Annotated in this window: 18 protein-coding genes; 12 read left to right on the top strand and 6 right to left on the bottom strand. The window is 65.4% G+C overall.

Going from position 1 to position 17,757, the window contains the following annotated elements; translation table 11 throughout:
• Nucleotides 1–13 precede the first annotated feature (13 nt).
• From trpE to ACNAOH_RS00955, 9 genes are read left to right on the top strand one after another with little or no spacing between them, the layout of a single operon-like run.
• Nucleotides 14–1,525 carry an anthranilate synthase component I gene (trpE, locus tag ACNAOH_RS00995; protein WP_443972006.1) on the top strand — a complete coding sequence of 504 codons (1,512 nt, stop codon included), beginning with the start codon at nt 14–16 and terminating at the stop codon, nt 1,523–1,525.
• Between the two features lie 13 nt (nt 1,526–1,538).
• Entirely contained in the window at nt 1,539–2,123 is a 585-nt protein-coding gene (locus ACNAOH_RS00990; RefSeq protein ID WP_443970934.1) for an anthranilate synthase component II, read from the top strand.
• Nucleotides 2,123–2,590 (top strand): DUF5990 family protein, encoded by a 468-nt coding sequence (locus tag ACNAOH_RS00985; RefSeq protein ID WP_443970933.1) that lies wholly within the window; start codon nt 2,123–2,125, stop codon nt 2,588–2,590. The genes ACNAOH_RS00990 and ACNAOH_RS00985 overlap by 1 nt, the downstream gene beginning before the upstream one ends.
• 52 nt (nt 2,591–2,642) lie before the next feature.
• Nucleotides 2,643–3,332, top strand: coding sequence for a hypothetical protein (locus tag ACNAOH_RS00980; RefSeq protein WP_443970932.1), 690 nt, complete (start codon nt 2,643–2,645; stop codon nt 3,330–3,332).
• A 56-nt stretch (nt 3,333–3,388) separates the two neighbouring features.
• Complete coding sequence (trpD, locus tag ACNAOH_RS00975; protein WP_443970931.1) at nt 3,389–4,393, top strand: anthranilate phosphoribosyltransferase; 1,005 nt, start codon at nt 3,389–3,391, stop codon at nt 4,391–4,393.
• A complete protein-coding gene (trpC, locus tag ACNAOH_RS00970) occupies nt 4,390–5,181 on the top strand; it encodes an indole-3-glycerol phosphate synthase TrpC (protein WP_443970930.1) in 792 nt (263 codons plus the stop codon). The genes trpD and trpC overlap by 4 nt, the downstream gene beginning before the upstream one ends.
• The gene (gene moaC, locus ACNAOH_RS00965) at nt 5,178–5,648 is read left to right on the top strand and encodes a cyclic pyranopterin monophosphate synthase MoaC (protein WP_443970929.1); all 471 of its coding nucleotides are present in this window, start codon (nt 5,178–5,180) and stop codon (nt 5,646–5,648) included. The genes trpC and moaC overlap by 4 nt, the downstream gene beginning before the upstream one ends.
• Before the next feature lie 4 nt (nt 5,649–5,652).
• Nucleotides 5,653–6,087, top strand: a complete 435-nt coding sequence (gene aac(6') / locus ACNAOH_RS00960; RefSeq protein ID WP_443970928.1) for an aminoglycoside 6'-N-acetyltransferase — start codon at nt 5,653–5,655, stop codon at nt 6,085–6,087.
• The gene (locus tag ACNAOH_RS00955; RefSeq protein ID WP_443970927.1) at nt 6,084–7,286 is read left to right on the top strand and encodes a molybdopterin molybdotransferase MoeA; all 1,203 of its coding nucleotides are present in this window, start codon (nt 6,084–6,086) and stop codon (nt 7,284–7,286) included. The genes aac(6') and ACNAOH_RS00955 overlap by 4 nt, the downstream gene beginning before the upstream one ends.
• Before the next feature lie 54 nt (nt 7,287–7,340).
• Here the strand turns inward: ACNAOH_RS00955 and ACNAOH_RS00950 are convergent, their stop codons facing one another.
• On the bottom strand, nt 7,341–7,493 hold the full coding sequence (locus ACNAOH_RS00950) for a hypothetical protein (protein ID WP_443970926.1): 153 nt from the start codon (nt 7,491–7,493) through the stop codon (nt 7,341–7,343).
• Between the two features lie 216 nt (nt 7,494–7,709).
• Here ACNAOH_RS00950 and lexA point away from each other — a divergent pair, with 216 nt between their 5' ends.
• Entirely contained in the window at nt 7,710–8,396 is a 687-nt protein-coding gene (lexA, locus tag ACNAOH_RS00945) for a transcriptional repressor LexA (protein WP_443970925.1), read from the top strand.
• A gap of 60 nt (nt 8,397–8,456) precedes the next feature.
• Here lexA and ACNAOH_RS00940 read toward each other — a convergent pair whose 3' ends face one another.
• On the bottom strand, nt 8,457–10,607 hold the full coding sequence (locus tag ACNAOH_RS00940; RefSeq protein ID WP_443970924.1) for a ComEC/Rec2 family competence protein: 2,151 nt from the start codon (nt 10,605–10,607) through the stop codon (nt 8,457–8,459).
• Between the two features lie 64 nt (nt 10,608–10,671).
• Here ACNAOH_RS00940 and gltX point away from each other — a divergent pair, with 64 nt between their 5' ends.
• Nucleotides 10,672–12,129 carry a glutamate--tRNA ligase gene (gltX, locus tag ACNAOH_RS00935; protein WP_443970923.1) on the top strand — a complete coding sequence of 486 codons (1,458 nt, stop codon included), beginning with the start codon at nt 10,672–10,674 and terminating at the stop codon, nt 12,127–12,129.
• Nucleotides 12,130–12,151: 22 nt separating this feature from the next.
• Complete coding sequence (locus tag ACNAOH_RS00930) at nt 12,152–13,438, top strand: citrate synthase (RefSeq protein WP_443970922.1); 1,287 nt, start codon at nt 12,152–12,154, stop codon at nt 13,436–13,438.
• Between the two features lie 54 nt (nt 13,439–13,492).
• Here the strand turns inward: ACNAOH_RS00930 and ACNAOH_RS00925 are convergent, their stop codons facing one another.
• From ACNAOH_RS00925 to ACNAOH_RS00910, 4 genes are all read right to left on the bottom strand, one after another.
• A complete protein-coding gene (locus ACNAOH_RS00925) occupies nt 13,493–14,935 on the bottom strand; it encodes a sensor histidine kinase (protein ID WP_443970921.1) in 1,443 nt (480 codons plus the stop codon).
• Nucleotides 14,932–16,014, bottom strand: coding sequence for a hypothetical protein (locus ACNAOH_RS00920; protein WP_443970920.1), 1,083 nt, complete (start codon nt 16,012–16,014; stop codon nt 14,932–14,934). The genes ACNAOH_RS00925 and ACNAOH_RS00920 overlap by 4 nt, the downstream gene beginning before the upstream one ends.
• A gap of 33 nt (nt 16,015–16,047) precedes the next feature.
• Entirely contained in the window at nt 16,048–17,268 is a 1,221-nt protein-coding gene (locus ACNAOH_RS00915) for a hypothetical protein (protein ID WP_443970919.1), read from the bottom strand.
• Nucleotides 17,269–17,421: 153 nt separating this feature from the next.
• The gene (locus tag ACNAOH_RS00910) at nt 17,422–17,727 is read right to left on the bottom strand and encodes an Hpt domain-containing protein (protein ID WP_443970918.1); all 306 of its coding nucleotides are present in this window, start codon (nt 17,725–17,727) and stop codon (nt 17,422–17,424) included.
• Nucleotides 17,728–17,757 lie beyond the last annotated feature (30 nt).

Raw genomic sequence — 17,757 nt, 5'->3', positions numbered from 1 at the left:
GAAAAGGCCAGGTATCGCCGACGACAGCACCGCCGTCCGCGCGCAGCTTTCCGCGGGTCAGTCAGCCTTCGTCTGGCAGCGGCTTATTGTGGATACGGAAACGCCGGTCTCGGCCGCGCTCAAACTCATCGAGCCGGGCCGGGGCGACTTCATCCTCGAATCCGTGGAAGGCGGCGCAACGCGTGGGCGCTACAGCCTCATCGGGCTGACGCCGGACCTCGTCTTCCGCGCCAATGGCGATAGCGCGGAGATCAACCGCAACTGGGCGACCGACCGGACCGCTTTCGCGCCGCTCGAAGGCATCGGCGCGCTGGAGGCGCTACGCGCGCTCGTCGCGGAGTGCCGAGCCGAAGTGGCGCCGGAACTGCCGCCTGCGCTCGCCTGCCTCGTGGGCTATTTCGCTTATGAGACGGTCGGGCTGACGGAGCGGCTCCCGCGCGCGCCGGACAATGGCCTTGGCACGCCGGACATGCTCTTCGTCCGGCCCACGGTCGTGTTGGTCTTCGATCGCCTGGCGGATGCGCTTCATCTGGTCGCACCGATCTGGAGCGAGCCGGGGCTGGACATCGACGCTGCGATCGACGCCGCCAGCGAACGGCTGGACGCGACCGCAGCGCGGCTCGCGGCGCCGCTCCCTGCGAGCCAGCGCGCGCCAGCCGATCTGCCGGAAATCACTGTGACGGCAGCGCTGCCCGAGGGCCGCTATGAAGACATGGTGCTGCGCGCCAAGGACTATATCGTGGCAGGCGATATCTTTCAGGTCGTGCTGGCCCAGCGCTTCTCCACGCCTTTCACTCTGCCGCCGATCGACCTTTATCGCGCGCTCCGGCGGATCAATCCCTCGCCTTTCCTCTATCATCTCGACCTGCCCGGCTTCGCGCTGACCGGATCGAGCCCCGAAATCCTTGTGCGCGTGCGCGATGGCGAGGTCACCGTTCGCCCGATCGCGGGCACGCGGCCACGCGGCAAGACGGCAACGGAAGATGCCGCCAACCGGGATTCGCTCCTCGCCGACCCCAAGGAGCGCGCGGAGCATCTCATGCTGCTCGACCTCGGCCGCAATGATGTGGGCCGCGTCGCGCGGGCCGGCACGGTGCAGGTGACGGACAGCTACATGGTCGAGTTCTACAGCCATGTGATGCACATCGTGTCCAACGTCGTGGGCCGCCTCGCACCGGGCAAGGATGCGCTGGACGCCCTGTTCGCGGGCTTCCCTGCGGGCACGGTTTCAGGCGCGCCCAAGGTGCGGGCCTGCGAGATCATTGCCGAACTGGAGCCAGAGACGCGCGGGCCTTATGCGGGAGGCGTCGGCTATTTCTCGCCGGACGGCAACATGGACAGCTGCATCGTGCTGCGCACCGCGCTGGTGAAGGACGGCATGATGCATTTGCAGGCCGGCGCCGGTATCGTGGCGGACAGCGACCCGGCCTATGAGCAGCGGGAGTGCGAGGCGAAGTCCGGCGCGCTCCTCGCCGCCGCGCGGGAAGCAGTGCGCATCGCCCGCGAGCCGAGGTTCGGTCAATGAAGGGAGGCACGCCATGATCCTCGTCATCGACAATTATGACAGCTTCACCTGGAACCTCGTCCATTATCTGATGGAACTGGGGGCGGACGTGGAAGTGGTGCGCAACGACGCCATGTCGGCGGACCAGGCAATCTCGTCCGGCGCGGAGGCGTTCCTGCTGTCGCCCGGCCCCTGCACCCCCAATGAGGCGGGCATCAGCCTCGATCTCGTGGCCGCCTGCGCCGATGCCGGCAAACCATTGCTCGGCGTGTGCCTCGGCCATCAGTCGATCGGCCAGCATTTCGGCGGCAAAGTGGTGCGTGGCGGCCTGATGCACGGCAAGACATCGCCGGTGAGCCATGACGGGACCGGGCTGTTCGAGGGCCTGCCCTCCCCGTTCACAGCCACGCGCTACCATTCGCTGATCGTCGATGGGCACCCGCAAGGTCTTGTCATCAACGCGACGAGCGAGGACGGCTCGGTCATGGCCTACCGCCATGAGAGCCTGCCGATCCACAGTGTGCAGTTCCACCCCGAAAGCATCGCGACCGAGCATGGCCACGCGATGCTGGCGAACTTCATGCGGATCGCGGGCATGGCCGTGAAAGAACGCGCCTGATGGCCGCCACAACGGCTCTCAAGCTGCGCCTGCTGCGCGACGATCCCACGCCGCCCAGCGCTGCCGACGATACGAGCCCGTGCGCCTTCGGTCTTCAGGACAATAAGGATCAGCTTCATCCCGGCACGCTGCGTGAGGACGGCAAGCTGGCCTTCGACTTCGAGCTGCGCGTCGCCACGCCACAGGAGGGCGAGGACGGGCAGCGACCGGTCTTCCTCGGGCCGTTCGCCTTCGGGAAGCCACAGGATCGCTTCGTCTACCTTTCCTGGCAGCGCACGCATCTGCCCGGCTACGTCAATCGCATCAAGGCACGGCTCGCCGACCTGAACTGGGCGCTCGTCCGCGAAGCGCAGGAAAGCGGCGGCGTGCTGGAAGCGGACATGAGCGGTCGCAAGGCTGGTGGGGGCAAGATACAAGTCGTCTGGCGTCTGGTGGATGTGCCGCCGCCAGAGGACGAGCAAATATAGATTAGTCCGGGCGGGGTCGACTTTCCATCGCGCGTGCCCCAAATCCTTGGGCATGTTCACTCGCTTCGCGATCGTCGCTCCTTTTGCTCTGCTTGCTGCCCTGCCGGTGCAGTCGATAGCGGCGACACCGCGCGAACTGCTCACAACGGCCGCCTTCCAGACCACCGAGAAGGCAAAGGCACTGGCGCTCATTGGTCAGGCCATCACCGAAGCGGACAAGATACTCGCAGAGCGGCCCGGCGACCGGGAAGCGACCCTGCAACGCGGGCTTGCGATCGGCTATCGCGGCAAGCTGACCAGGAGCCGCACGGACGCGCGCGCTTCGATCGGGATTTTCGAGGCCCTCGCGGCACGCAATCCGCGCGACGCGGAAGCGCAGATCGTCATTGCCGGCTGGCATCTGGATGCCATCGATCAGCTGGGCGGTTTCCTCGCCCGATCCGTGGTCGGCGCAAAACGGACGGTGGGAGAAGAAGCGCTGGCTCGCGCAGTGGCGCTGGACAGCAAGCGGGCCTTCTTCCCCGGCATCGCCGCGCTGATGTCGATCCGGCTGGACAAGAGCAATCTCAAGCAGGCGCGCCAGTGGGCGGAAGCCGCAGCCATCGCGCCCACACCGACACCGATCGATGCGCAAATGCGGCGGAGCGCTATCGCCCTTCTGCCCACCCTGCGCGGCAATGACGCCAAGGGTGCGGCCGAGCTGGCGCGCAAGCTGCTGCCCTTTGGCGGCCTGAAGGACTGAGAGCGCTCGTCAAAGCCGCTCGACATTTTGCCGCCATCGCTCCTATGGCGGACGCCATGGCTGTGCTTTCCATTCTGCCCGATCCCACTGCGCCGCTGGACGACGCGGAGGCCGCTCACGCCTTCGCCGCGATCCTCGATGGCAGCCCGAACGACGCGGAGATCGGCAGCTTCCTGATCGCGCTATCCGAAAGAGGCGAGACAGCGACCGAAATCGCTGCCGCCGCGCGGGAAATGCGCGCGCGCATGATCCCGGTCGCCGCTCCTGAAAATGCGATCGACGTGTGCGGCACCGGTGGAGACGGCCACCACACGCTCAATGTCTCGACCGCTGTCTCCATCGTGATCGCGGCGTGCGGCGTGCCGGTCGCCAAGCACGGCAATCGCGCCGCATCCTCCAAGGCGGGCGCCGCCGACACGCTAGAAGCACTGGGCCTCGACCTTTCCAGAGCCGGCGAGCGAGCGGAGGCCTCGCTGCGCGAAATCGGCATCGGCTTCCTCTTCGCGCAGACGCATCATCCCGCGCTCAAGCGACTGGGGCCGATCCGCAAGGCGCTGGGCCGGCGGACGATCTTCAATCTGATGGGACCGCTCGCCAATCCTGCCGGCGTCAAGCGACAGCTCGTCGGAATTGCACGGCCCGCTTATGTGCCGATCTATGCCGAGGCACTCGGTCAGCTCGGCATGGAGCGGGCGCTCGTCGTCTCCGGCGATGAAGGGCTGGACGAACTGAGCCTCGCGGGCGGCAACGACGTGGCAGACGTGACGGCGGACGGGCTGGTTGCCATGCGGCGCTGGTCGGCCGGCGACGCGGGGCTCGCCAGCCACCCGACCGAGGCGATCCGGGGCGGCGACCCGGCGCATAACGCCGCCGCGCTGCATCGGCTGCTGATGGGCGAGGAAGGCCCTTATCGCGACGCCGTGATCTTCAATGCCGCCGCTGCTCTCATCGTGGCGGGCGAGACGACAACGCTGGCGGAGGGGGCCGAGGAAGCCGCCGAGGCCATAGACAAAGGGCTTGCGAAAGCGCTCCTCGATTGCTGGATAGACTTTAGCCGATGACTGACAAGCTGACCCAGATCTGCGCCACCAAGCGCGAGGAAGTGGCCGCGCGCAAGGCCGCGACGCCGGTGGCGGATCTTCACGCGCTGGCCCTCGCCCAGACGCCGCTGCGCGGCTTCCGCCGGGCACTGGACACGAAAGTGGACGGCGGAGGATATGGCCTGATCGCGGAAGTGAAGAAGGCAAGCCCGTCCAAGGGGCTCATCCGCGCCGACTTCGATCCGCCGGCCCATGCCCGCGCCTATGAAGCAGGCGGTGCTGCCTGTCTTTCCGTGCTGACCGATGCCCCCTATTTCCAGGGGCATGAGGATTATCTGATCGCGGCGCGCGCTGCCGTCTCGCTGCCGGTCATTCGCAAGGACTTCATGGTCGACCCATGGCAGGTGCTCGAAAGCCGGGCGATCGGCGCGGACGCGATCCTCATCATTGTCGCCGCGCTGTCCGACAGCCAGATGCAGGAGATCGAGGACGCAGCGCTGGGGCTCGGCATGGACGCGCTGGTCGAGGTGCATGACACGAACGAGCTGGAGCGCGCACTGGCGCTCAAGTCTCGTTTGATCGGGGTAAATAATCGTAATCTCAAAGACTTCACGGTCGATTTTGCGCGCACCTATGAACTGGTAGGGCTGGCTCCGGAGGGCTGCACCTTCGTTGCGGAAAGCGGTCTCGGTTCCCGAGCGGACCTCGACGCAATGGCTGCGCATGGGGTCAACTGCTTCCTGATTGGCGAATCCCTGATGCGCCAGAGCGACGTGGAGGCGGCGACCCGCGCGCTGCTCGCCGCATGACAGGCGAGCTTAGCCATGTCGACGCAAGCGGTGCGGCGCGAATGGTTGATGTTTCCGCCAAAGGCGAGACAGTGCGGGAAGCGACGGCGCGCGGCCATATCGCGATGAACGCAGCGGCTCAGCAAGCCATAGCCGATGGGACAGCTGCCAAGGGCGATGTGATCGCCGTGGCCCGCGTCGCCGGCATCATGGCGGCCAAGAAGACCAGCGACATCATTCCGCTTTGCCACCCTTTGCCGCTTTCGGGCCTCGCGATCGACATCGCGCCCGATGAAACCGGTTACAGCGTAGCGGCAACGGTCCGCACGACAGCGCGAACAGGCGTGGAGATGGAAGCCCTGACTGCCGTGGCCGCGACACTGCTTACGCTCTACGACATGCTCAAAGCAGTCGATAAGTTAATGATTATCAGCAATATTCGCGTGACCGCAAAGTCTGGCGGCAAGTCCGGCGACTGGACCGCCTGAGCCAATGCGCATTTCCGTCGCGACCGCTGCCGATCTCTCCGACATGGCGGCGCTTCGCAGCGCGCTCTGGCCCGACAGCGACATGGCGGATCTCAAAGACCTGGAGGCGCAGCGCTGGTTCCTCGCCCGATGTGATGACGGCACGCCCGCCGGCTTCGCCGAGGTCGCGCTGCGCCAGGACTATGTGAACGGCTGCGATCACAGCCCCGTCGCCTTTCTCGAAGGGATTTACGTCGCGCCGGCATATCGCAGGCAAGGCATCGCCAGGGCGCTGGTCGATGCCGCGCTGGACTGGGCACGTGACGAAGGCGTTCGCGAGTTCGCCTCCGACGCGTTGATCGACAATCGGGAAAGCCACGCCTTTCACGCCGCGATCGGGTTCGAAGAGACCGAGCGCGTCGTTTACTTCCGGCGATTGATCGAAAGGCCGCAGGGATGAGTCTGCTCCCGGTCAAGGAGGCGCAACGGCGGCTGATCGCACTGGCTCCACCGGCGGCATCCGAAGAGCTCCCGCTCCATGCATGCGCCGGACGCATCCTTGCCGAGACCGTGCGCGCGCGCCGCGACCAGCCGAGCGCGGACCTCTCCGCGATGGACGGCTATGCTGTTCGGGCAGCGGACGGAGATGGACCGTGGCGGCTGACCGGCGAGAGTGCGGCAGGCGCTGCCCCGTCCGCCCGCCCTCTCCCGCCCGGAGCCGCGATGCGGATCTTCACTGGCGCGCCGCTGCCGCCGGGAGCGGACTGCATCATCCTTCAGGAGACTGTGGCAGTGGAAGCCGACATGGTTCGGCTGACCGAGCCCTGCGAGATCAGGCCGGGCCATCATGTGCGCACCAAGGCCAATGATTTTGCGCTGGGAGAGACGCTCTTCGAAGCCGGGCGGCGGCTGGATGCCCGCGCCATAGCCCTCGCCGCACTGGCGGGCCATGACCGCCTGAGCGTTTACCGCAAACCGCGCGTCGCTATCCTTTCGACAGGAAATGAACTTGCGCGGCCGGGTGAAACGCTCCGTCAGGGACAGATACCGGCCTCAAACGGGCTGATGCTGCGCGCGATGATCGAGCAGGCGGGCGGCGAGGTTATATCCGAGCTTATCCTTCCCGACGACCTCCCGGTCATCACGCAGGCACTCCGCGCAGTGGGCCAGAAATCAGGCGGAGCGGATATCATCGTCACTTGTGGCGGCGCATCAGTTGGCGATCATGACCTTGTGCGCCCGGCGATCGAGGCAGCCGGCGGCGCCATCGATTTCTGGAAGATCAGAATGCGGCCGGGAAAGCCGCTTATCGCCGGAACCGTAAGAGATGCACTTCTGCTCGGCTTGCCTGGCAACCCCGTCTCTGCTTTTGTGACGGGTCTGCTTTTCCTGTTGCCGCTTGTCCGTCATATGAGCGGCGACGCGGCGCCTTTCCCCGCGTTGCTCTCGCGGCGCCTTGCCGTTCCTCTGCCCGCTGGTGGAGAGCGCGATGACTATATGCGCGCCGTGTGTGTGGGTGCGGATGGCGTGAAGCCGCTGCGACCGCAGGACAGCGCTCAGCTCTCGGCGCTATTTCGGGCGGATTGCCTGCTTCTGCGTCCGGCTGGATCACTAGCCGCCAACGCGGGAGAACTGGTGCAGGTTCTTCCTCTGGCCTGAACAGAAAAGGGCCGCCCACGCGGGGCGACCCCGTTCATAAGACCTTAGGTTAGGTCAGCGCTGCTCGCGATCCTGCTGCTGGCCGCCCTGCTGATCCTGCCGGCGCGCATTGTCGCCTTGCTGGTTCTGATTGCCCTGCTGATCCTGCTGGCGATCGCGGCTCTGATCCTGACGCTGATCATTGTTGTTATTCTGCTGATTAGACATCTTTTCTCTCCTGCGTGTCCCGTTGTGGGATGCAGGAAGAATGCGGCGGAGAAGAGTTCGTTCCGAAAAACGCGACGAAGCGACGCGGCAGGCGATGACCGGCGTATTTGCTTGACCGGCATCGATTCGTTTCCTACATGTTCTCTGTCCGTTCCCGATCGCTTTGTTGTTCGGAAAATTTGGACATGTGGGAACAGCAGGAACAAGGGCAAAGCCATGCTTACCGCCAAGCAGCAGCAGCTTCTCGCTTACATCAAGACTCATCTGGAGCAAGGCGGCGTGTCGCCAAGCTTCGAGGAAATGAAGGAAGCGCTGGATCTCAAGTCCAAGTCCGGCATTCACCGCCTGATCAGCGCGCTGGAAGAGCGTGGCTTCATCCGCCGGTTGCCGAACCGTGCGCGCGCGCTGGAGATCATGAAGCTGCCTGATGGGATGGAAGCGGCGCAATCTCGTGGCGCCAGCGTCACGCCGCTGCGCAAACCGAGCCCTCCCCAGGCTTCTCTCCCTATTGCCGCTAACGACGTGGTGGAAATCCCGCTCCATGGCCGTATCGCTGCAGGTCTGCCGATCGAGGCGATGGAGGGTCAGACCATGCTCCCCGTCCCTGCGGCGCTGCTTGGCTCGGGCGATCATTACGCGTTGGAAGTCTCGGGCGATTCGATGATCGAAGCCGGCATATTGGACGGCGATTTCGCACTCATCCAGCGCGCCGAAACAGCGCGCGAAGGCCAGATCGTCGTCGCGCTGATCGACGAGAATGAAGCGACGCTCAAATATTACCGGCGGGATGGCGCCCGTGTGCGCCTCGATCCGGCCAATGGTGCCTATGAACCGCAGGTCTACGAACCGGGACAGGTGCGCATACAGGGGCGGCTTGCCGGCCTCCTGCGTCGCTATCACTGAGATTTGCAGGGACCGCCTCAGTCGCTCAGCTGAGGGCTCACATCAGCGCGGCCACTGAGTTTATTGCGTTGATAGCGAAGCGAGAGAACGCCGCTTTTGCTGGGGCCTGATGATCCAGGGGTGGCGGTCTCTAGGATCGAGCGACGGGATGACCGTGCGATCGGCAAGACGGATGGCGACGCCGCCCGTGCGGGCCAGCGTCCAGCGGTCGAGCCTTAGCCAGCGCGGCTGACAACCGGACGGGAGGCCGCGATCGGAAATGGCGATATCCGCGGTAGCGCAGGCGCGCATCAATGCGGCCCAATCGAGATAGGCGCTGCTGCGGGTCGCGAGAATGCGGACGATCGGCCCCTGTTTCTGCGGCACGTCGATCATGCATATGTCGCGTGAGCAGCGCGCGCCGGGCAGCGTGTCGAGGGCATCAAGGTCGCTGTCCACCCCCAACGTCTCGGCAATGGACTGACGGACATAGTCCCCTGCCCGATCGCGCAGCAGGCCTATCCGGCCATCAGGCAAGCGAAGCGCGACATGCCTGCCGTCCCTTGTCACGAGCAGGTCGGCGGGCGGTGCGGCTGCCATGACCGTGAAGCCGGCCAGCACGACCGGCACCCCGAGCCATCTCGCCTTGCCTCGCCAAAGCGTCAGCCAGAGAAAGCCGAGCATCGTCGTCGCGAAGACGACAGGCCCCGTGGTGGGAAGCGGCAGCACGGCATAAGGCAGAGCCGCGACGCTATGAGCGACCCACAGCAGCAGGTCGAGTGCCGCCCCCGTTATCCACCAAGCCGGATAACCCAGCCCGAAAAGATCCAGAATCAGCGCCAGAAGTTCGGCCGGCATGATGACGAAACTAGTGAGCGGGATCGCCACCATATTGGCGAAGGCGCCGAGCAATCCCGCCCTGTGAAAATGATAGATGGCGATCGGCGCGAGCATGATCTCCACCGCCAGCCCCGTGACCAGCAGTCCCGCGATCGGGCGTGCGAACCGCTTGATCCACCGCTCCTCACGCCGGGCGAACAGCCGGCGAGTGGGAGGATATTCATAAAGCGCGATGATCGCCACGACTGCGGCGAAGCTCATCTGAAAGCTGGGGCCGATGACGGCTTCGGGCCAGAACAGCATGACGACGAGCGCGCCGGTCGCGACTAGGCGAAGACTGATAGCCTCTCTACCGAGAGCGAGACCGGCAATGACCAGTAATGCCGCGATGCAGGAGCGCACAGTGGGAACCTGCGCGCCGGTGAGCAGCGTATAGCCAATGCCCGCCATCGCGCCACACATGGCCGATATGAGGAGAAGCGGCGCGTGGAGGGCGAGCCGTGGCGAAAGCGCCAGCACACGCAGAACGATGAAGATGACGCCGCCGATAAGCGCGGACACGTGAAGCCCGCTGATCGAGAGCAGATGCGCGAGGCCGCTGCGCCGCATCGCTTCCGCGTCGGCATCCGGTATCCCGCCCTGATTGCCGGTTGCGAGCGCCGCCGCGATCGCGCCCGCACTCCCGGGGAGGCGCGACACCACATGCTCTTCCAGTCGCTGGCGCAACCCCGCCTGAGCATCGCCGGAACGGATCAGGCGAACCGGCCCGAGCGCACGCCCGGTCGCGCCGATGCCATCGAACCATGCCCGCAGCTCATAATCATAGGTTCCCGGAAGCGCAGTCGACGGCGGCGGCATGAGATAGGCCCTCACCGAGATGCGCGCGCCGCGCCCGACGCCCTGCCCGATCGCTCCGGGCGGAGCCGTGATGCGCACGGTGGCTGGCAGATCGGCCCTGCCGACGGGCGACAGGCGCAGGCGAATGACATCGCGCGCGACGAGTTGCTCGACAGCGTTCACGTCCGCCTCGAACGTCGCCATCGCAGGCCTCGCGAGGGGCGGCGCACCCATAATCACGGATTTGGCCCATGGCAGCAGGCAGCCGGCGGCAAGAAGCGCCGCGCCGATCGCGATGAACGCGCCGGTGCGCCATGCGCGCGCCACGGCCCAAGCCATGAGCGCGATGGCCGACCATCCCAGCGTCCAGGCGAGCCAGAGGTGCGGCGTGGGCAGCGCGAACCACGCGCATATCCCTGCGCCCAGCGCCACGGGCGCCCACAGCGGCACTTGCCCCCGCTCCCTCTCCAGCCAGCCTTCCAGCGCGCGAGCGGACGATAGAGCCCACGCGCCCGGATTGGCCCCAACGGCCATTTGTCCCTGCCCCAAAGCCATGCTAGGGGCGTTCGCGTTTCATCCTGGATCCCCCCAAGATCATATTTCAGACGAGGCATAATTGGTGAGTGCAAGCGGACAAAGCGGAAACGATCAGCAGCGGCAGATCGTCACTCGGTTTGCGCCTTCACCCACAGGATTTCTGCATATTGGCGGCGCGCGCACTGCGCTTTTCAACTGGCTCTATGCCCGCCACATGGGCGGCAAGTTCCTGCTGCGCATCGAGGACACGGATCGCGCCCGCTCCACCGAAGAAGCAATCGAGGCGATCTTCGACGGTCTCGACTGGCTTGGCCTTTCGGGCGACGAACCACCTGTGTTCCAGTTCGCGCGCGCTGCTCGCCATGCGGAAGTGGCCAACCAGCTCCTCGCGGCAGGCGACGCCTATAAGTGCTTTGCGACGCCGGAGGAGCTGTCCGAGTTGCGCGAGCAGCAGCGGGCGGCGAAGCAGCCGATGCGCTATGACGGACGCTGGCGCGACCGCGACTCCGCCGAAGGCGGCGACAAGCCTTTCGTCATTCGCCTGAAGGCAGCGCGCCAGGGCGAGACCGTGATCGAGGACGCCGTGCAGGGCCGCGTGGTCGTGCAGAATGCAGAGCTTGACGACATGATCCTGCTCCGCTCGGACGGGACGCCGACCTATATGCTTGCCGTCGTCGTCGACGATAACGACATGGGCGTGACGCATGTCATCCGGGGCGACGATCATCTCAACAACGCGTTCCGTCAGCTCGGCATTATCAAGGCGATGAATTGGGCCGAGCCGGTCTATGCGCATATTCCGCTCATTCACGGGGCGGATGGCGCCAAGCTCTCCAAGCGGCATGGCGCGCTAGGCGTGGACGCCTATCGCGACGAGATGGGCTTCCTGCCCGAGGCCGTGAACAATTATCTGCTGCGCCTGGGCTGGGGCCATGGCGACGAGGAAATCATCGACAAGGACCGGGCGATCACCCTGTTCGACCTTTCGGGCGTCGGCCGGTCGCCCTCGCGCTTCGACTTCAAGAAGCTCGAGAATCTGAACGGCCACTATATCCGCGAGGCGGACGACGCACGGCTCGCGGCGCTGGTGGCCGCGCGCATGTGGTCCGACGCTGACGAGAGCGCCGCGAGCGAGCGCATTTCGCGCCTCACCGCGGTCATGCCGGCGCTCAAGCCGCGCGCGAAGACGCTGGTCGAGCTGGCGGACGGCGCAGCGTTTTTGTTTGTTTCCCGCCCGATTCCAGTCGACGAGGGCGCAGCCGCCCTGCTAGACGATGGGGCGCGGGCCTTGCTCAAATCCTTGGCCGATCGTCTGGCCGCTCTTCCCGAGTGGACTATCGAGGCGATTGAGACCGTGATCCGGGCCGCGGCGGAGGAAGCGCAACTGGGGCTGGGCAAGATTGCTCAGCCGCTGCGTGTCGCGCTGACCGGACGGACGACTTCACCCGGCATCTTCGATGTCCTGTACCATCTCGGGCAGGAAGAGACGCTGGGACGCCTGACCGATCAGAGCGCCGGAGAGCGCACGCCAACGACCTGATAAGTTATTTAGGGAACGACGCATGACAGATAAAAAGGCAACGCTCTCTGTCGAGGACAAAAACCTCGATTACGCCGTGATCTCCGGCTCGATCGGTCCTCAGGTGATCGACATCCGCAAGCTTTATGCGCAGACCGGCATGTTCACCTATGATCCCGGCTTCACCTCGACCGCGAGCTGCGATTCCGCGCTCACCTATATCGACGGCGATCAGGGTATTCTTCTTCATCGCGGCTACCCGATCGATCAGCTCGCCGAGCAGTCCAGCTTCATGGAAGTCGCCTATCTGCTGCTGAACGGGGAGCTGCCCGATGGCGACACGCTCAGCGACTTCACGCGGACGATCACGCGCCACACGATGCTGCACGAACAGCTCGCGACCTTCTATCGCGGCTTCCGTCGTGACGCGCATCCGATGGCGATCATGTGCGGCGTGGTGGGCGCGCTCTCCGCCTTTTATCACGACTCGACCGACATCTCCGACCCGGTGCAGCGCAAGATCGCGAGCCACCGCCTGATCGCCAAGATGCCGACGATCGCGGCGATGGCCTATAAATATTCGGTTGGTCAGCCCTTCGTCTATCCGCGCAACGACCTGTCCTACACCGCGAATTTCCTGCGCATGACCTTCTCGGTCCCGGCCGAGGATTATATCCCCGATCCGGTGATCGTGGACGCGATGGACAAGATCTTCATCCTCCACGCCGACCATGAGCAGAACGCATCGACCTCCACGGTGCGTCTTGCCGGCTCGTCGGGTGCCAATCCCTTTGCCTGCATCGCGGCGGGCATCGCCTGCCTTTGGGGTCCGGCGCATGGCGGCGCGAACGAGGCCGCGCTCAACATGCTGCGCGAGATCGGCACGCCCGATCGCATCCCGGAATATATCGCCCGCGCCAAGAACAAGGACGATCCCTTCCGCCTCATGGGTTTTGGCCACCGGGTCTACAAGAACTTCGACCCCCGTGCGAAGGTGATGCAAAAGACCGCGACCGACGTGCTCGACAAGCTCGGCGTCAAGGACCCCATCTTCGACGTCGCGCGCGAGCTGGAGCAAATTGCGCTTCAGGACGATTATTTCATCGAGAAGAAGCTGTACCCGAACGTCGATTTCTATTCGGGCGTCATTCTCTCGGCCATCGGCTTCCCGACAGACATGTTCACTGTGCTCTTTGCTCTCGCCCGCACTGTGGGCTGGGTGGCGCAGTGGAACGAAATGATCTCCGATCCCGACCAGCGCATTGGCCGCCCGCGTCAGCTCTATACGGGGCCGGACGTGCGCGATTATGTCCCGCTCGATAAGCGCTAAGGCGACAGAAATTCTGAAAAACGGGCGCTGGAGTATGGCTCCGGCGCCTTTTTTTCAGTTTTCAGAATTAACCCACGCGGGGAGATCGAGCCTGAACCGCGCGCCCTGTCCGAGCGCGCTCTCCAGCGTGATGTCACCCCCCATCGCGCGGGCCAGCGTGCGCGAGATGTAGAGGCCCAGGCCACTCCCCTCGCTGTCCTGAGGGGAAAGTCGCTCGAACCGATCGAACACCCGCGCATGATCGGCAGGATCGATGCCGCGCCCCTGATCGGCAACCACGACGGTCGCGCGCCCGCCGAGCTTTTCGACACGAATCCAGACGCTGCTGTCATCCGGCGCGTAGCGCACGGCATTGCCGACGATATTGACGAGGATCTGGAGCGCCCGGCGATACTCCGCGCAGGCAAGCGCCGTCTCGCCAATTGCTGGCGTGACGATGTTGATCCTTCGGGATGCGGCGCGGACATTGAGCAGGCCAGCGGCGCGCCGGGCCAAATCGGCTAGATCCACTTCCTCCCGCGCGGTGGAAAAATCGGGCCGCTCGATTGCCTGAAGATCCGCCAGATCATCGACCAGATCGACAAGATGCCGGCCGGCAGCGGCAATGTCCGCCGCATAGTCGGCATAGTCCTGCCGCAGCGGCCCTTCGATCTGGCCCGACATCGTGCTGGCATTCGCGATGATGCGGCCGAGCGGCTGCCGGAGCGCCTGATCGAGGCGACGGGAGAGATCCGCGCCGAACAGGCCGGAGGCAGTCGCAATCTCCTTGTCCGGAGCCAGCTTCGCGCCGTCCAGGGTAGCCGCGTCCTGCGCTTCCTCGGTCTCGGCGCGCACAGCGCTGCCGCGATAACCGAGCAAATGACCGTGAAGATCGAACACGGGCACGGCGGACAGCGAATAGCGGATCGCGGGATCGCTCCGCAGCCGTGCCATCTGCCGATGAAAGGGTGCCCGGCTGGCCAGAGCCTCGACCACCGGCATGGGATGCATGGCGCCGCTCCCGTCAGCGGGCGGATCATCGTCGACAAGAACGAAATAGGCCGTGAGCGGTTCGCCGGGAACAGGCGGCAGGTGCCCCATCTCAGGGGCGGCATCGACGATACGAAAGCGCATCCGGCTGTCGATCTGCCACGTCCAGCCGTGTGCGCCAGCGGCCGCGACCCGAGCCGCCACCGCCTTGTCCTCTTCCATCAGTCGCGGCGCACGCTCGATCCAGTCCGTGATGGAGAGGCGCAGGCCATCGGCTTCCGGAATCGCGCGGACCCACATGCTGACATCCCGATCGTCTCTCGCGACATCGACCGGCCGCGAGATGGGCATCGAGAGACGGAGCGCCAGCCGCACGATCGCGGAAAGCGCGGGAATGACGAGCGGGCCATCGGGCAGTCCGCCTGCTTCGGCCTGAAGAGCGGCGATCGGGCCGTCCGCGTGACGCAGGCGCCCCTCCGCATCGAGCAGAGCATGAACCGGCGCCGAGAGCGTATGTATGCCGCTCATGTCGTCGCTCGTTCGAGCAGGGTGAGACGCTCGGCGAGCGGCGGACTGCCAGCGATGCGCGCCATCACTGCCTCGGTCTGCTCGGCGGTCTGCGCCCGCAACGCCTCGATGAAATGAGTGATCGCTTCGTCGTCAGCCACATGCCCGTCGAGCGGCGCCAGCGCCTCGAGCGTGCGCAGCGCCGAGAGATCGTCCACGCCCATTGCGCTCAGCAGGGCGACCCGTCCGCCCGGCACGTCATCCAGAAGCGCAGCCAATATCGCGGCGAGCGTGACGTTAAGCTCCCGCGCGGCAAGCCCCGCGAACAGCAGGAGCCGCCGCTCCCGCAGCGCCAGCAAGGCAAGACGCCGGCGCTCGTCCGGTTGAGCCATCCGCGCGAACCGATCTGCCAGAGCAAACGGCCCCGTGGCTTCGTCATGACGCGCCGCAGCTCGCTTCGTGGCATCGGAAATCGCCTCGACGATCTCGCGGCTGAGGTGGCCAAGTTGCCGTTCGCAAGCCTGCACCAGAAGCGCGGCGGCGGTCCAGATGAGGTCCGCATAAATATCGGCAGGCAGATCCGCCCGGATCGGCGCGTCCGGCGCCGCCTGCGTCAGCCAGCGCACCTCAGCGAGATTGAGCGCCGCGAGCAAGCCATCCGTATCCGGCTCATCCGCTAGCATGGCGCCCCTCGCCTCGCCGTCCATCTCGGGAGGCACTGCGCGCTCCCGCGCATTGCGCGCCACGAGCACCAGCGCAGCGCGCAGCCGGAAATGCTCAATGAGCCCCTTGCCAAGCAACTGCGGCTCAGCCTCGATCGCGTGGCGGCAGTAGGCCGTGCCGAGCTTCTCGACCAACGCCGAGACAGCGGGGATATTAATATTCAGCGTAATCGCCAGTTCGACAGAGTTGAGGCATCCGCCGATCTGCGCGCGCGCCTCGCTCAGGAGCGCATCGGTCCAGCGGGATGACGGCGCGCCGACGATGAGCGCAGCGTCCTCGGCATGGCGCCGCGCACGCGAAACGGCGCGTTCCCGCCGTGAGGCACGAGCATTCCCCACATCCCAGCCCTTTTCGGATCGATCCCGGACCCCGTTCATGCCACCGCCTTATCAAAGCGATGTTAACATCTTCTAAACCGTTTTCCGTGGCTCGACAGCAGCGCTTTCATGCTTGCGAAAGGCAAGTTCGACCAGAGCCGCCAACCCGACCAGTCCGGTCGCGAAGGCAATCAAGCCTGTGAGCGCGCCAAGCAGCATCACGGCCAGCGCGGTTGGCAGATCGAGGCGGAGCCAGCTCGGGAGATATGAGGCGGACGCGTGCCCCTTCTCGGCTCGTTCGACATCGATCGCCACCAGCAGCAGCAGGCCGAGCACCAGCAGAATAGCGACAGGGGCGAAGGCCTGCCCCCAGCCGGCTCGCCCCGCAACAAGGCCAATGGATAACAGCCCAGCCCCGGTGAGAAACCGCGCCAGTCTCGGCCGAGGCGGCCGATGGAGCAGAATAGCGCAAGCCTGCCGGGCAACGCCGAACAATCCCTGCCCGGTCAGGAGCGCCAGCAGAGCCACGACAGGCCAGCCGAGCGCAGCCGCCAGAACGCCGCCCGCCGCCAGAGCCAGCGCGGGTGGAACGAGACGCCGCGGGTCCACCTGACGGCGGACCAGTACTCCGGCAATCGACGTGCCGACGGATCGGGTCAACCAATGCGCCATCCCCGTTCGAGTCGTGGGCTCGGTTCGCTGATCCGCAGAAAGCGCCTCCAGCGCGAGCTCGGCACTCGCCAAGCTGGTAATCTGGGCGAGTTGTCCTTCCATGGCGTGCTGGGGAGAAATGACGAGGCGACCTGCCCTTTTCTGGACAGCCACGCGCACCAGCGTCGACATGAGATCCCACTCGCCGAGCATATCGAGCGTGCCCAGCACGAGATCCCCCGGCAGCAGGACCGCCCCGGCCCAGACATCGTGCCCGTCGATCCGCTCAAGCCAATCCGTCGCGGCCACGCGCGGCGTGACGAGCAGCCGGGGAGCGACGCCTGCCGCGAGCGCGGACAGGGCATCTTGCGGCACCAGCATCCCGTCGCCGAGGCACAGCACGCGGTCGGCCAACTCGATACGAGAGGCAAACAGCGGAATGTCTCGGACGAACTCGATCGAAAGATCGTCTCGCGCGCCAAGCCTGTCCGCAACGCGCGCCAGTGCCGGCGGCACAGTATCGACGTGGATAAGGATAGATCGCGCGCCAGCATCGATTGCCTGCCGCGCTTGATGCTCGATGAAGGTGCCGCCACCGAAGGGGAGCAGCGCACGAAGTGCACCGGGCACTTCCTCACCCGTTACGGGCGCAAGCGCAGGCATTCTCGCGCTGAGGATTGCTGTCAGGGACATATCAAGGACGGGAAGACAGGCATCTTTATGGGATGCTTGTGACAACAGCACCGCCGCTTTTCAAGCGAAGCAGAAGAGAGACGCCGATTTGGAGCCAGCGCTCCGAACCGAAAGGTCAGACGATCAGGCTTGCGCCTGGTAACCGGCAAGCACAGCGGCGATGCGGCGCTGGATGGCGGGATCGCCCGGCGCGCCCGCGATTGCCTCATCCGCAAGGGCAGCAAGATCCTGAGCGCCAAAGCTGGCGCACAACCCTTTGAGACGCAGGCCGGCCATCAGCCAGTTCGCATCACAGCGGGCGCGGGCAAGGAGATCGACCTGTCGTTCGGCGCTTTCCAGAAAGGCCAGTCGCAGTTCTGCCAGCAAGTCCGCATCCGGACCGACCGCGGCGCTGAGCGCGATGTCCATTGTCCCCGGATCATAGGCCATTGGGGAGGGTTAGGCGGCAAGGGTTCCCAA

The sequence above is a fragment of the Sphingobium sp. CR28 genome (genome assembly GCF_052327305.1).
Classification (GTDB): Bacteria; Pseudomonadota; Alphaproteobacteria; order Sphingomonadales; family Sphingomonadaceae; genus Sphingobium.
Note: the sequence above shows the minus strand (reverse complement) of the source record. Positions and strands in the feature narration are given on the sequence as shown.

Excerpts from the sequence above, each read along its gene's own strand:
- ACNAOH_RS00990 (WP_443970934.1), top strand. The coding sequence starts at position 1,539 with ATGATCCTCGTCATCGACAATTATGACAGCTTCACCTGGAACCTCGTC.
- ACNAOH_RS00985 (WP_443970933.1), top strand. The coding sequence starts at position 2,123 with ATGGCCGCCACAACGGCTCTCAAGCTGCGCCTGCTGCGCGACGATCCC.
- ACNAOH_RS00980 (WP_443970932.1), top strand. The coding sequence starts at position 2,643 with ATGTTCACTCGCTTCGCGATCGTCGCTCCTTTTGCTCTGCTTGCTGCC.
- trpD (WP_443970931.1), top strand. The coding sequence starts at position 3,389 with ATGGCTGTGCTTTCCATTCTGCCCGATCCCACTGCGCCGCTGGACGAC.
- trpC (WP_443970930.1), top strand. The coding sequence starts at position 4,390 with ATGACTGACAAGCTGACCCAGATCTGCGCCACCAAGCGCGAGGAAGTG.
- moaC (WP_443970929.1), top strand. The coding sequence starts at position 5,178 with ATGACAGGCGAGCTTAGCCATGTCGACGCAAGCGGTGCGGCGCGAATG.
- ACNAOH_RS00955 (WP_443970927.1), top strand. The coding sequence starts at position 6,084 with ATGAGTCTGCTCCCGGTCAAGGAGGCGCAACGGCGGCTGATCGCACTG.
- ACNAOH_RS00950 (WP_443970926.1), bottom strand. The coding sequence starts at position 7,493 with ATGTCTAATCAGCAGAATAACAACAATGATCAGCGTCAGGATCAGAGC.
- lexA (WP_443970925.1), top strand. The coding sequence starts at position 7,710 with ATGCTTACCGCCAAGCAGCAGCAGCTTCTCGCTTACATCAAGACTCAT.
- ACNAOH_RS00940 (WP_443970924.1), bottom strand. The coding sequence starts at position 10,607 with ATGGCTTTGGGGCAGGGACAAATGGCCGTTGGGGCCAATCCGGGCGCG.
- ACNAOH_RS00930 (WP_443970922.1), top strand. The coding sequence starts at position 12,152 with ATGACAGATAAAAAGGCAACGCTCTCTGTCGAGGACAAAAACCTCGAT.
- ACNAOH_RS00925 (WP_443970921.1), bottom strand. The coding sequence starts at position 14,935 with ATGAGCGGCATACATACGCTCTCGGCGCCGGTTCATGCTCTGCTCGAT.
- ACNAOH_RS00920 (WP_443970920.1), bottom strand. The coding sequence starts at position 16,014 with ATGAACGGGGTCCGGGATCGATCCGAAAAGGGCTGGGATGTGGGGAAT.
- ACNAOH_RS00915 (WP_443970919.1), bottom strand. The coding sequence starts at position 17,268 with ATGCCTGCGCTTGCGCCCGTAACGGGTGAGGAAGTGCCCGGTGCACTT.
- ACNAOH_RS00910 (WP_443970918.1), bottom strand. The coding sequence starts at position 17,727 with ATGGCCTATGATCCGGGGACAATGGACATCGCGCTCAGCGCCGCGGTC.